The organism is Tistlia sp. (assembly GCF_040905785.1).
GTDB lineage: Bacteria > Pseudomonadota > Alphaproteobacteria > Kiloniellales > DSM-21159 > Tistlia.
Genome location: NZ_JBBDQW010000023.1, coordinates 1 through 12,793 on the forward strand (window position 1 = coordinate 1; position 12,793 = coordinate 12,793).

Genomic DNA, 12,793 nt, shown 5'->3' on the forward strand with positions numbered 1-12,793 from the left:
CCGTCGCGCACGTCGGGCAGCGCGCGGCTGACGATCACGCTCATCGCGTAATCGAGGTAGCTGCGCTGCATCTCCTCTTCGATCGTGACGTTGGTCACGCCGCTTTCGCCGCCGCCCCCGGCGCCACCGCCCCCGGGGCCGCTGCCGCCGGGGCCGCCCGGACCACGGCCGGAGCCCCCGCCGGAACCGGCGCCAGAATCGGCCGAAGAGTCGGGTGAGGGAAGGGAGCCGGCCGGCTCCGCGCTGTCGGCGTCGAGGTTGGGGTCTATATCGCTCAAGGATCTCTCGCTGGTGGCGGCAATCGACTTTGCAAAGCAAGGACTTGCCGGCGCGTGTGAAGCCCGACTCTTATAGCAGATTCCGCAGATGCGAACCAAGCCATGTTACAAGCCGGCGGCGGCCGATGCCAGGGGCGGAAGGTCGCCCCGGCCGCTTCGCCGCAAGGTCGCCCGGCAGCTGCGCGACCCCCGCTCCCGGAAGGGGACAGCATGACCGTCGCTGCCGCCGGCCCGCTCGACCGCCGCCGCCTGTGGCGCATCGGCCTCGGCTTCGCGGTCTTCCTGCTGGCCTTCGGCGCCGCGGCGGCGGTCCTCGACCCGGCGGCCCTGGCCGAGCGCCTCGGCAGCCTCTCGGCCGGCTTGGTCGCGGCCCTGCTCGCGCTGTCGCTGGTCAACTATGCGGTGCGCCTGCTGCGCTGGCGCCTCTTCGCCGGCCCGCTGGGCGCCCAGGCGCCGCTCGGCGAGGACGTCCTTACGTATATGGCGAGCTTCGCGCTGACCGCCACCCCCGGCAAGGCCGGCGAACTGCTGCGCGTGTGGCTGCTCAAGCGCCGCTGCGGCCTGTCCTACGCGCGCACCCTGCCGGTGTTCCTGGCCGACCGCCTCTGCGACCTCTTGGCCCTGAGCGTGCTGTCGCTGGGCGCGCTCGGCTGGGTAGTCGGCGGCGCCCTCGCCCTGCCCGTGGCGGTTGGGCTGGGCGGCGGCCTGCTGCTGCTGTTCCTGAGGCCGGCGCCGCTGATCGCCCTGGTCGGCGCCCTCTACGGCCGCCTGAGACGTTGGCCGCGCGGCTTCGCCCAGGCGCGCCGGGCGCTGCGCCAGGGCGAGCGCCTGCGCCGGCCGGGGCTGTGGCTGGCCGGCGTCGGCCTGGGCCTGGTCGGCTGGGGCTGCGAGGGCGCCGGCCTGTGGCTGGTCCTGCAGGCGCTCGGCAGCCCGCTCGCCCTGCCCGAGGCCGTCGCCGTCTTCGCGCTGTCGCTGGTCGTCGGCGTCGCCTCGCTGCTGCCGGGCGGCCTCGGCGGCACCGAGGCCGGCATGGTCGGCCTGCTGCTGCTGCGCGGCGTGCCGGCGGCGACGGCGCTCGCCGCGACCCTGACCGTGCGCCTCGCCACCCTCTGGTTCGCCGTCGCCCTCGGCCTCTGCTTCCTGCCCTTCGCGCTGCGGAGGCGGCGCAGCGCCTAGGAGTCCGGGTGCAGCTTGACGGCCGCGGCGTCGAGTTCGCCGCGCCGCACCCGCAGATCGAGATAGAGCCGGACCACGATCAGAGCGGCCAGGGGGTTGAGCAACAGCGGCAACGCGGTAGACAGGATCGTGGGCCCGTACTGCTGCAGCTGGGTTTCCGGCCAGGTTTGCAGCGGGCCGAACGCGGGCGGCTCGGCGAGGTACCAGCCTGTCAGGCTGTCCGGGAAACCGTGGAACAGCACCACGAGCAGGATCGTCGTCAGCCACCCGATGGGGACGGCCAGCGCGAGAGCGCAGCCGGCCAGGAGAAGGAGATTGCGCCGGAGATCGCTCCGCAGCAGCAGCCAGCCACGACGCAGCGCCTGCCCGGCACCCGCCTTTCCGACGGCGACCGCAACGGCAGCAAGGCCGAATACCGCGACGAAAGCCACGGCCCAGATGGCGACGCGCGCCACGTCTTCGTAGACGAACCAGAAAAGGACCACAGGATCCGACAGCTCGCCCTCACGCGCTGCCAGGGTGAGCGCCGGGAAGATCACCAGCAAGTCCAGGGCGTACACGAGAACGAAACCGGCAAAGCACAGCAGCACGTAACTCGGCCCGGCCTTGAGGAGCTGCAGATAGGCCGCGCCGAGCCGCGGCCTCTGCCCCGACAGCACCGCCGACGCCGCCACCAGCGTCGCGCCCCACGCGATCATCCCCCCGAGACCGATCAGCAGATTCCATGCGGTATCGAGAGGGAGCCGGTAGGATTCCGGGACCTGGTCGAACGGCAGCCAGACGAACATCCGGAACAGCGTCAGCGGCAGGTCCACGAGGGCGAAGACCAGCACCAGGACGACGAGGTGCCGCCGATAGAGGTAGAGACACTCGAGCAGCCAGCGGCGGAGTTCCCTCCAAGAGCCGCCCGGGTTCGCACTTCCGATCCGGCTTTCGTCGAGTCCCGTCACCGCGCCAGCTCGGCAGCCAGGCTCGCCCGGTCTATGCCCTCCTTCCGGACGCGGAGATCGAGATAGAGCCGAAGGCTGTCGGCGAGAAGTCCCGTCACCGGCCGCGCGCGCAATCCGTCCGCCATGCCCCCGTCCGCCATGCCCCCGCCTCCCCCTGCCCGTACCCCGTCCGCCGGCAAGCCTATGCGAGGCCTGCGCCCGCCACAACCGATCGGCGAGTCAGCCCTGGACCGCGAAGCGCACCACGGCGAGGGTGCCGCTGCCGTCGGGCTCGGCGGCGCGCCATTCGATGGTGCCGCCGAGCTGGGTGACCAGGCCCTGGACGATGCGCATGCCCAGGCCGCTGCTCCGGTCGGGATCGAAGCCGGGCGGCAGGCCGCGGCCGTCGTCGCGCACCCGCAGCTCCAGGCCGCTCGCCGCCTCGCCCTCGAGGCTGACCAGGATGCTGCCGGCCTGGTCGGGGCCGTAGGCGTGCTTCAGCGCGTTGAGGACGATCTCGGCGACCAGCATAGAGAGCGTCACCAGCCTGTCGAAGTCGAGCACCAGCGGCGGCGCCTCGACCCGGCAGGCGACAGTGCGGTTGCCGTTGGCCTCCAGGATGTCGCGGCAGAGCTCCTCGAGGAAGGCGCCGACCGGCAGGTCGACCTGGGCCGGGTCGTGGAGCCGGCGGTGGATGCGCTCCATGGTGAAGATCCGGCCGCGCGCGTCCTCGAGCGCGTCTGCCGCCGCACTGTTCGGATCGAGCTTGCGCTTCTGCAGGGTGAGCAGGCTGGCGACGAAGGCCATGTTGTTGGCGACGCGGTGCTGCAGCTCGCGGAACAGCGTGGCCTGGCGGGCGAGCAGCCGGGCGGTCCGGCGCTGCTGCGCGGCCAGGCCGGCCAAGGCCCGGCTCAGGGCGTCGATCACCGCGATGTTGAGGGCGACGGTCAGCAGGTAGAGCGCCAGCGCCAGGTAGGTGCTCGGCCAGAGCAGCCCGAAGCCCGGGCCCGGCGGCATCAAGAAGTACCAGGCGGCGAGGCCGCCGAGCGCGGCGCTGAAGATGCCCGGCCGGACGCCGCCGAAGAAGGTGGTCAGCACGACGACCGGATAGAAGGTGAGGTAGGGAAAGCTCGCCATGGCGTCGCCGAGCCAGAGCGGGAGGCCGAGCGCGAGGCCGCAGCCGGCCAAGCCAAAGGCGTATCCGAACCAGCCCAGCGCGCGCAGCTTCCGCGAACGCTCGAAGGCGCGCATCAGGCCCAATGCCACTGACATTCCTGTCGCCCCCCGACCGACCGCGCGCGCTTTGCGGCCGTTCCTGTCAGCGAGCCGGGGCACCGTCCGGGCGGCGCTCCGCTCGCCCCCGACACTTACATGAGTCGGTAAGTGACAAGTACATCACAGGTTGGGTCGATGCAACGTAGATTGGTATCTTCGATAGCCGATACCCGCGCATGGGCGGAGCGCCGGCACGCCCCCCTGTCAGCCCTCGACGCCCAACGCCATGCCGTCGTGGCCGGGGTCGGCGGCGCCGGACCAGCTGCCGTCGGCGTGGCGCTCGAGGCCGTGAACCGCGGCGATGCCGTAGCTCAGGTGGCTGCGCTCGACCCGGTAGCCGCGCGCCTCCAGCGCCCGCGTGACGAAGCGTGGAATCCGGTTGGTGACGTCGATGGCATCGCTGGTCGCCGAGAAGCGCGGCGCGCAGATCGCCTCCAGGATCGGCATGCCGAACTCCAGGACGTTCAGCGTGGCCTGCAGCACGCCCATGGCGATCTGCGTGCCGCCCGGCGCACCGATGACGAGACGCGGCTCCTCGCCCCGGAAGACGAGGCTCGGGCAGATCGAGCTGAAGCGGGCCTTGCCCGGCGCGATCGAGTTCGCCCGCCCCGGCCGCGGGTCGAAGACGCCCATGCAGCCGTTGTACATGAAGCCCAGCCCCTCGGTGACGACGCCCGACGGCATGCCCAGCGAGTGGGTCATGGAGACGAGGTTGCCGGCGGCGTCGGCGACCGAGACCTGGGTCGTGTTCTTCGATTCCGGCTGCCCGCCCCCGGAGCGCCCGCCCGCGCCGTAGCGTTCCACGTGCGCGACCTCGCCGGCCTCGATGCGCCCGGCCAGCTCGCGCGCGTAGGCCGGGTCGGTCAGCCGGGCGAGCGGCACCTCGAAGAAGGCGGGGTCGCCGACGAAGTCGTCCTTGTCGCTGGTCGCCCGCTTCATCGCCTCGCAGACGACCCGCAGGTAGTCGGCCGAGTTGTGGCCGAGCGCGCGCAGGTCGAAGTGCTCGAGGATCTGCAGCATCTCGATCAGCATGACGCCGCCGCCCGGCGGCTGGTTGCTGGCGACGAGGAAGTCGCGGAAACGGCCCCACAGCGGCTCGACGTGGCGGGTCCTGTAGTCCTTCAGGTCCTGGGTCGAGAGCAGGCCGCCGTTGGCCTTCATGTCGGCCTCGATGCGCTCGGCGATCTCGCCGAGATAGAAGACGTCGGCGCCCTCGCGGGCGATCAGCCGCAGGGTGCGGGCGAGGTCGGGGTTGTCCAGGCGCTCGCCCGGGCCCTTGAGGCTGCCGTCGGGACGGAAATAGATGCGCCGGCCCGCGGGCGTCATGGCCAGCCGCTCCGAAACCACGACGCGGCCCATGCCGTCGTCCTCGGTCCAGAAGAAGTGGACGTGGGGGCGGATCACCGCCCCGGCCTCGGCCTGCTCGATCGCCGGCTGTACGACGTCGGCCCAGTCCATGACGCCGTGCGCGGTCTGGGCCTCGAAGTAGGCCTTGAGGCTGCCGGGCACGGTGATCGACTGGTAGCCGGCGTCGTTGACCCGCCCCTTGAGCAGGAAGCCGAAGCCGTCGCGCGTCTCGCCCTCGATCAGGTCCTGCCACATGTCGGGGCGCGCCGCCGCCGGCGTCCGGCCGTGGAAGTCGATGAAGCCGTGGAAGCCCTTGGCCGGCAGGTAGAGCTGCAGGCTGCCGAAGCCGGCGATCCCGCACATCTGCGGATCGACGACGCCCTGCACCAGCGCCGCGGCGATGGCGGCGTCGACCGCGTTGCCGCCGCGCCGCAGGATCTCGACGCCCGTCTCGCTGGCCTCGGGCTGCGGCGTGCTGATCATGGCTGCGGAAGTCATGGCGTCCTCGCGGGGAAGAGTGAAGATCAGCGGCTGGCGAGGCCGAGGCCGTCGCGCAGCCGGTAGTAGGAGACCGCCGCCGCCAGCAGGGGCCTGCGCAGGCGGTGCAGCGGCACCGGCGCCGAGGGCACGACCGGAAAGCCGGCCGGCCGGCCCAGGGCGGGGGCGGCGGCGGCGCGGCCGAGCGCGGTCGCCATGGCGACGCCGCGCCCGTTGAAGCCGACGATGCCGTAGAGCCCCGGCGCGGGCGCGGCGAGGCGCGGCAGCTCGTCCCGGGTGATGGCGACGCGGCCCGGCCAGGCGTGGCTCCAGGCGGCCTCGGCGAGCGCCGGGAACAGGCGGGTCAGGCCGCCTTGCAGCTGGCGGACGACGCCGGCGTCGAGGCGTCCGCTCAAGGGCCCGCGCCCGGCGATGCAGACGCGCCCAGCGGCGTCGAGGCGGATGGCGTTGGCGAGCTTGCGCGTGTCCGACATGGCCGAGGCGCCGGGCATGACCGCGGCGCGCAGGTTGTCGGAGAGCGGCGCCGAGGCGAGCTGCATCGACTGCACCGCGATGTAGGTCCGCGACCAGCCCGGCCAGAGCCGCTCGCCGTAGGCCCCGACGGCCAGGATCACGGCCTCGGCCGTCAGGCGACCCCGCGCGGTCTCGAGCAGCCAGCAGCCGCCCTCTCGCCGCAGCGAGAGCACCGGGCTCTGCTCGTGCAGCCGGGCGCCGGCCGCGCGCGCCGCCCGCGCCAGGCCGCGGCAATAGGCCAGCGGCTGCAGGCGCCCGGCCCGCCGGTCGAGCAGGCCGCCCAGGTAGAAGTCGCTGCCGAGCGCCTGCGCCGTCGCCCCGGCGTCGAGCAGGTCGACGGGCGCGCCGCGCGCCTGCCAGGCCCGCGCGAGCTTCTCGACCGAAGCCAGGGCGACGCCGCTGTGGGCGGCGCGCAGCCAGCCGCGGCGATCCGGCTCGCAGGCGATGGCGTGGCGCTCGATCAGCTCGAAGACGCGGTCGGCGGCGCCCGAGGCGGTCTCGACCACGGCGGCGCCGGCGTCGCCGTAGCGCTCCTCCAGCGCGTCGGGCGCGAGCTTGAGGCCGGGAATGACCTGGCCGTTGTTGCGGCCCGAAGCCCCGGCCCCGACGCTGCCGGCCTCGAGCAGGCAGCAGTCGGTGCCCTGGCCGGCGAGGTGCAGCGCGGCGGAGAGGCCGGCGTAGCCGCCGCCGATCACCGCCACCGAGCAGGCGGCCTCGCCGGCGAAGGCCGGGGCGGACAGCGGCGGCTCGGCCGCCGTGTCCTCCCAGAGGATGCCGCGCATCGGGCTATTCGGCCGCGACCGACATCCCGTAGTAGCGCGACGCCGCACCGGCCGTCAGCAGCCCCTCGGCGACGTCGCGCTCGACGTCGGCCGCCGCCCGCTCGCGCGGGTCGCCGTAGCCGCCGCCGCCGCCGCAGAAGACCTCGACGATGTCGCCCTTCTTCAGCTCGACCAGGTTCTTCGAACCGACCTCGATCAGCTCGTTGCCGCGCCGGACGCGGCAGTAGCCGAGCGTGCCCTCCCCGCCCCCGAACAGGCCGGCGGCGGCGAACTTGTGGTGGTCGGAGTAGATCGCGAAGCGCGCGCCCTCCTTGAGCACCTCGTAGGTGCGCAGGAAGCCGGCGCCGCCGCGGTGCTTGCCGTGGCCGAAGGAGTCCGCGACCATTTCGTAGGACTTGATGCGGAAGAAGTCGTAGCCGGCGTCGAGCGCCTCGACCGGCGTGTTGGCGCAGTTCGACAGCTGGTTGTCGATGGCGTCGCAGCCGTCCGACTCCAGGCCGCCGCCGAAGCCGCCGCCGTAGGGCTCGATGTGGACGGCGAAGCCGCGCTCGTCGAAGTGCGACAGGCAGGCGATGGTCGTGCAGTCGAAGCCCATCGCCGTGACCTTCTCCGGTACCGCCTTGGCGAGCGCCTTCATGATCGCGTCGTAGGCCCGGTAGGCCGAGATCATGCGCGCGCGCACCGGCGCCGGCGGCTTGGGGTTGAGCACCGAGCCGTAGGGCGCGCGGAAGCTGATCGGCCGCCGCAGCCCCGAGTTGAAGGGCACGTCGGAGCCGGTCAGCACGACCTTGATGGCCGAGAGCGCGACCGACTGGGTCGAGGCGAAGGGGCAGTTGATGTTGCAGGCGACCTGGTCGTCGGTGCCCTCGAAGTCGATGTCGACGCTGTCGCCCTTGACCGTGACCTTGGCGCGGATCCAGACCGGCGCGTCGCCGCCGAAGCCGGCGTCGTCGATGCAGTCCTCGCCGGTGTAGACGCCGTCGGGGACCTCAAGGATGGCGGCGCGCACGCGCCGCTCGGCGTAGTTCAGCATCTCCTCCATGGTCTCGCGCACCGCCGCGAGCCCGTGCTTGGCGCAGAGCTCCTTGAGGCGGCCGCCGCCCATGAAGTTGGCGGCGAACTGGGCGTTGAAGTCGCCGATGGTCTGGGTCGGCACGCGGATGTTGGCGGCGATCAGGCGCTCGAAGTTCCCGCCGTTCCAGTCGCGCTCCATGTTGTACTTCGAGGGCGGGATCAGGATGCCCTCCTGGTAGATGTCCGAGGCCTCGGGGTTGAGGCCGGCGCTGCCGCCGCCGAGGTCGAGGTGGTGCGCGACACTGGCGCCGAAGCCGATCAGCTCGCCCTCGAAGAAGATCGGGTTGAAGATGAAGACGTCCTGGAGGTGCTGGCCGCCGTGATAGGGGTGGTTGTTGATCAGGAAATCGCCCTCCTGCAGCGTCTCCGGCGGATAGAGCTCCAGGCAGGGCTGGACGATGGCATCGATGGTGCCGAGCTGCATCGGGATCAGCTCGGCCTGGGCGATGGTCCGGCCCTTGGCGTCGAGCAGCGCGGCCGAGCCGTCGCGGGCCTCGCGCAGGATCGTGGAATAGGCCGAGCGGATCAGCTTGACGCCCATCTCGCGGGCGGCGGCCTGGATCCCCTGGCTGATGACGGCGTAGTCGAGCGGGCTGATGTTCATGGGCTTAGCTCCTCTTCATCACCAGGTTTCCGGCCGCGTCGAGCTCGGCCTGCCAACCAGCGGGAATGTATGTGGTGGCGGTGCTGCCTTCGACAATCGTCGGCCTGTCGATCCTCTGGCCCTGGACCAGCGAGCTGCCGCCCAGGTGCTGGCAGTCGATCCAGCGCCCGCCGCTGAAGATCGGATGGTCGGCGGGGTCGCGCCCGCCCTTGTCGATGGCGCTCATCTCGGGGATCGATTCGGCGGGATAGGTGGCGCCGACCCGCAGCGAGACGATCTCGATCGCCCGGTTGGCGCCGACGCCATGGTAGAACATCCGGTAGTGCGCCGCCTCGAAGCCCTTGCCGAAGTCCTCGACGGCGAGGCTGTCGAGCCGCTCGGCCGGCAGCTCGACGGCGAGCTCGAAGGCCTGGCCGACGAAGCGCATGTCGGCGGTGTAGGTGAAGGACAGGCGCTCGGTGTCCAGACCCATCTGCCGGAACTCCTCGAGCAGCTCGTCGCGCAGCTCGCGGAACACCCTGGCGCCCTCGCTGGGCCCGGAGTCCATCGGCATCTTGCTGGTCCGGCTGGCGAACTTGACGAAGTCGGAGGCGAGCAGGCCGTAGGCCGAGATGACGCCGGCGTTGGGCGGCACGCAGATCGTGCCGATGCCGAGCTCCTCGGCGATCGCCGCGGCGTGCAGCGGGCCGCCGCCGCCGAAGGGCACCAGGGCGTAGTCGCGCGGGTCCCGGCCGCGCTCGGTCGAGACCAGCTGGATGGCGCGCACGATGTTCGAGTTGACCAGCTTGACGACGCTTTCCGCGGCCTCGTCGATCGACAGGCCGAAGTGCTCGGCGATCCCGGCGAAGGCGGCGCGCGCGGCCTCGGTGTCGATCTTCATGCGGCCGCCGAGGAAGGCCTCGGGACGCACCGCGCCGAGCACGACCTGGGCGTCGGTGACGGTCGGCTGCTCGCCGCCGAAGCCGTAGCAGGCCGGGCCCGGATCGGCGCCGGCGCTCTGCGGGCCGACGCGCAGCATGCCGCCGTCGTCGATCCAGGCGATCGAGCCGCCGCCGCCGCCGACCGTGACGATGTCGAGCACCGGGGTCATGACCGGCAGCCCGCCGATCTCGGTCTCCATGGTCAGGGCCGGGCGCCCCTTCTCGACCAGGCAGACGTCGGTCGAGGTGCCGCCCATGTCGAAGGTGATGAGGTCCTCGAAGCCCGACTTGCCGACCTGGCGGGTCGCGCCGACGACGCCGGCGGCCGGGCCGGAGAAGAGCGCCGTGATCGCGCTGCGGCGCATGGCCGAGGCCGGCAGGCGGCCGCCGTTGGACTGCATGACGGTCAGGTGGCCGGTGAAGCCGGCTTCGTCGAGCTGCTGCTCGAAGCGCCGCAGGTAGCTGTCGATGACCGGCTGGACGTAGGCCGAGAGGCTGGTCGTCGAGGCGCGCTCGTACTCGCGGAAGATGCGCACGACCTCGCTGGAGCGGGTCACCAGGACGCCGGGCAGCGCGGTCTCGATAATCTCGGCGAGCCGGATCTCGTGGGCCGGGTTGGCATAGCTGTTGAGCAGGCAGACGGCGACCGACTTGTAGTTGCCGGCGGCGATCAGCGGGACCAGGGTCTCGCGCACCGCGGCCTCGTCGAGCGCCTCGACGACGCTGCCGTCGGCGAGCACCCGCTCGGCCACCTCGAAGCAGTCGCGCCGCGCCATGACCGGCTCCGGCTTCTGGTAGTGGATGTCGTAGATCGAGCGGCGGTCGTGGCGCTGCAGGAACAGGATGTCGCGGAACCCGGCGGTCGTGACGAAGGCGACCTTGGTGCCCTTGCGCTCCAGGACCGCGTTGGTCGCGACCGTCGAGCCGTGCGCCAGCTCGGTCACCGCGGCGAGCGTCAGGTCGGCCTGGCGGATCGCGTCGAGCGCCCCAATGTCGGGGCTGTGGGGCGTGCTGCGGACCTTGGTAACGATGATGCGGCCGTCCTCCACCGCGACCAGATCGGTGAACGTGCCACCGACCTCAACACCTACGCGCATCGAGTACTCCTCTCCATGTATTCGGTTGTCCGCGGTGGTCCCCGCCGGGCGCGCCGGGCGGGATCGCGGCGTCATTTCATCAGCGAAGGCAGCCAGGTCGACAGGCTCGGGAAGGCGATCAGCAGGCCGAGCGTGACCAGGTCGGCGAGAATGAACCAGGCGACGCCGCGGAAGATCTGCGGCAGCGTCACCAGGTTTCCGAGCGAGGATTTCATCACGAAGACGTTGAGCCCGACCGGCGGCGTCACCAGGCCGATCTCCAGCAGCTTGATGACCAGGACCCCGAACCAGATCAGGTCGACGTCGGCGCCGTGCAGCAGGGGCAGGACGATCGGCAGCGTCAGCAGCATGATGCCGATCGAATCGATGAAGCAGCCGAGCAGCAGGTAGAGCAGCGCGATCTGCAGGATCAGCAGGATCGGCGCGTCGCCGAAGGCGAGGAACTGCTCGGCCAGGAAGTCCGGGACCCCGGTCAGGGCCATGAAGCGCGCGAACAGCCCGGCGCCGACGGCGATGATGAAGATCGAGGCCGTGCCCTCGACGGCCTGGCGCGCCGCGGTCCAGCAGGCGGCCAGGGAGAAGTGCCGCTGGAGCAGGGCGATCAGGATGGTCAGGCCGGCGCCCGCCGCCCCCGCCTCGGTCGGGGTGAAGAGGCCCGCGTAGATGCCGCCCAGCACGCCGACCACGAGCACGGGCAGCGGCCAGATCTGGCGCATCGCCCACAGCCGGTCGGCCGCGCTCGGGCGCTCCGCCATGTCCGGCGCGAGGCCCGGGTCGAGCTTGGCGCGCGCCATGATCATCGCGCTGAACATGACCGCCGAGAGGATGCCGGGGATGATCCCGGCGGCGAACAGCTTGCCGATCGAGACCTCGGCGAAGATGCCGAAGATGACCATCAGGATGGACGGCGGGATCAGCGAGCCCAGCGTGCCGGCCGCGGCAACCGAGCCGGCGGCCAGGCCGGGGTTGTAGCCCAGCTTCAGCATCTCCGGCACGGCGATCCGGCTCATCGAGGCCGAGGTCGCCACCGAGGAGCCCGAGGCGGCGGCGAAGAGCGCGCAGGCCGCGACGCTGGAGACCGCCAGGCTACCGGGCAGTCCGGCCAACAGCACCCGCATCGCGCCGAAGAGCGAGCGGGTCAGCTTCATCTCCGTCGCCAGGAAGCCCATGAACATGAACATCGGCACGGCCGACAGCGACCAGTCGCCGATGAACTCGTAGGGCACGTTGCCGAGCAGGCCGAAGGCGACGTTCGAATTGGTGACGACGACGACGCCGAAGAAGGCGACCACGGCCAGGCCGACGCCGATGGGCACGCGCAAGACGAGGAGAAGCAGCAGAACCCCGATACCTGCCAAACCGACGTCGACGCGATCCATGAACCCTCACCTGACGGAGCCTGCGGCCAGGCCCTGCGATACCGAGATCCCAGGTTTGACGGTGCCGCCGGCAGCCCCTCGCGAGGTCGGGAGCAACCTCGGGCCCTGCGCCCGACGCCGCCTCCTCTGCAATCAACGGTACTCAGAAAAACGCTGGATTTCTGCGTACATAGAACTAAAATACTAGGCCAGTAGACTGAACATCGCAAACGGCAATTTCATTTTCCATGACATCGACCCTGCCCTCCCCGCAGCCGCCGACGCAGGCGGCCGAGCAGCCGGCCCTGACCCGGGTCCGGCAGAAGTTCGTCGCCGAGGGCGGCGAGGGATCGGACGGCTGGGTCGGCCGCCAGGTGCGCGACCTGCGCAAGGCGCGCGGCATGTCGCTGAAGCAGCTGAACGAGGCCTCGGGCCTGTCGATCGGGCTGCTCAGCCAGATCGAGCGCGGCACCTCCTCGCCCTCGCTGCGCTCTCTCAGGGCCCTGTCCGAGGCGCTGGGCGTGCCGCCGATCTGGTTCTTCAACGACGGCCGGATGCCGCCGCCGCGCGAGCGCGACGTCATCGTCCGGGGGGGCGCGGGCCGGCGCCTGGAGCTGCCGCACAAGCGGATCGTCAAGGAGCTCGTGACGCCCGACCTGTCGGGCACGCTGCAGATGCTGATCGTCGTCATCGAGCCGGGCGGCACCACTGGCAGCGAGAACTACAGCCATCCCGGCGAGGAGTGCGGCTACCTGCTGGAGGGCGAGCTCGACCTCTGGGTCGGCGGCGACCACTTCCAGCTGCGCAAGGGCGATTCCTTCCGCTTCAAGAGCACCCTGCCGCACCAGTCGTTCAATCCCGGCAAGGTCACGACCCGGATCATCTGGGTCACCTCCCCGCCCTTCTACTGAAGCCGGCGAAGCCGGGGGCGGGGGGGGGGGG

General features: G+C 71.5%; 10 protein-coding genes. 2 read left to right on the forward strand and 8 right to left on the reverse strand.

What is annotated here, in order from left to right:
* The first annotated feature begins 488 nt into the window (after nucleotides 1–488).
* Nucleotides 489–1,454 (forward strand): YbhN family protein, encoded by a 966-nt coding sequence (locus WD341_RS05570; protein WP_368424442.1) that lies wholly within the window; start codon nucleotides 489–491, stop codon nucleotides 1,452–1,454.
* Here WD341_RS05570 and WD341_RS05575 read toward each other — a convergent pair.
* The 8 genes from WD341_RS05575 to WD341_RS05610 form a co-directional block, all read right to left on the reverse strand.
* A complete protein-coding gene (locus WD341_RS05575) occupies nucleotides 1,451–2,404 on the reverse strand; it encodes a hypothetical protein (RefSeq protein WP_368424443.1) in 954 nt (317 codons plus the stop codon). The two genes, WD341_RS05570 and WD341_RS05575, sit on opposite strands and share 4 nt — an antisense overlap.
* The gene (locus tag WD341_RS05580; RefSeq protein ID WP_368424444.1) at nucleotides 2,401–2,544 is read right to left on the reverse strand and encodes a hypothetical protein; all 144 of its coding nucleotides are present in this window, start codon (nucleotides 2,542–2,544) and stop codon (nucleotides 2,401–2,403) included. The genes WD341_RS05575 and WD341_RS05580 overlap by 4 nt, the downstream gene beginning before the upstream one ends.
* A gap of 79 nt (nucleotides 2,545–2,623) precedes the next feature.
* On the reverse strand, nucleotides 2,624–3,655 hold the full coding sequence (locus WD341_RS05585; protein ID WP_368424445.1) for a sensor histidine kinase: 1,032 nt from the start codon (nucleotides 3,653–3,655) through the stop codon (nucleotides 2,624–2,626).
* Nucleotides 3,656–3,862: 207 nt separating this feature from the next.
* On the reverse strand, nucleotides 3,863–5,503 hold the full coding sequence (ggt, locus tag WD341_RS05590; RefSeq protein ID WP_368424446.1) for a gamma-glutamyltransferase: 1,641 nt from the start codon (nucleotides 5,501–5,503) through the stop codon (nucleotides 3,863–3,865).
* Nucleotides 5,504–5,529: 26 nt separating this feature from the next.
* On the reverse strand, nucleotides 5,530–6,798 hold the full coding sequence (locus WD341_RS05595; RefSeq protein WP_368424447.1) for an NAD(P)/FAD-dependent oxidoreductase: 1,269 nt from the start codon (nucleotides 6,796–6,798) through the stop codon (nucleotides 5,530–5,532).
* A gap of 4 nt (nucleotides 6,799–6,802) precedes the next feature.
* Nucleotides 6,803–8,476, reverse strand: coding sequence for a hydantoinase B/oxoprolinase family protein (locus WD341_RS05600; protein WP_368424448.1), 1,674 nt, complete (start codon nucleotides 8,474–8,476; stop codon nucleotides 6,803–6,805).
* 4 nt (nucleotides 8,477–8,480) lie between these two features.
* Nucleotides 8,481–10,493 (reverse strand): hydantoinase/oxoprolinase family protein, encoded by a 2,013-nt coding sequence (locus WD341_RS05605; RefSeq protein ID WP_368424449.1) that lies wholly within the window; start codon nucleotides 10,491–10,493, stop codon nucleotides 8,481–8,483.
* 71 nt (nucleotides 10,494–10,564) lie between these two features.
* Nucleotides 10,565–11,872, reverse strand: coding sequence for a TRAP transporter large permease (locus WD341_RS05610; protein ID WP_368424450.1), 1,308 nt, complete (start codon nucleotides 11,870–11,872; stop codon nucleotides 10,565–10,567).
* Nucleotides 11,873–12,099: 227 nt separating this feature from the next.
* On the opposite strand from WD341_RS05610, the gene WD341_RS05615 reads away from it, so the two are divergent.
* Complete coding sequence (locus tag WD341_RS05615; RefSeq protein WP_368424451.1) at nucleotides 12,100–12,762, forward strand: helix-turn-helix domain-containing protein; 663 nt, start codon at nucleotides 12,100–12,102, stop codon at nucleotides 12,760–12,762.
* Nucleotides 12,763–12,793 lie beyond the last annotated feature (31 nt).

Excerpts from the sequence above, each read along its gene's own strand:
- WD341_RS05570 (WP_368424442.1), top strand. The coding sequence starts at position 489 with ATGACCGTCGCTGCCGCCGGCCCGCTCGACCGCCGCCGCCTGTGGCGC.
- WD341_RS05580 (WP_368424444.1), bottom strand. The coding sequence starts at position 2,544 with ATGGCGGACGGGGGCATGGCGGACGGATTGCGCGCGCGGCCGGTGACG.
- WD341_RS05585 (WP_368424445.1), bottom strand. The coding sequence starts at position 3,655 with ATGTCAGTGGCATTGGGCCTGATGCGCGCCTTCGAGCGTTCGCGGAAG.
- ggt (WP_368424446.1), bottom strand. The coding sequence starts at position 5,503 with ATGACTTCCGCAGCCATGATCAGCACGCCGCAGCCCGAGGCCAGCGAG.
- WD341_RS05595 (WP_368424447.1), bottom strand. The coding sequence starts at position 6,798 with ATGCGCGGCATCCTCTGGGAGGACACGGCGGCCGAGCCGCCGCTGTCC.
- WD341_RS05600 (WP_368424448.1), bottom strand. The coding sequence starts at position 8,476 with ATGAACATCAGCCCGCTCGACTACGCCGTCATCAGCCAGGGGATCCAG.
- WD341_RS05605 (WP_368424449.1), bottom strand. The coding sequence starts at position 10,493 with ATGCGCGTAGGTGTTGAGGTCGGTGGCACGTTCACCGATCTGGTCGCG.
- WD341_RS05610 (WP_368424450.1), bottom strand. The coding sequence starts at position 11,872 with ATGGATCGCGTCGACGTCGGTTTGGCAGGTATCGGGGTTCTGCTGCTT.
- WD341_RS05615 (WP_368424451.1), top strand. The coding sequence starts at position 12,100 with ATGACATCGACCCTGCCCTCCCCGCAGCCGCCGACGCAGGCGGCCGAG.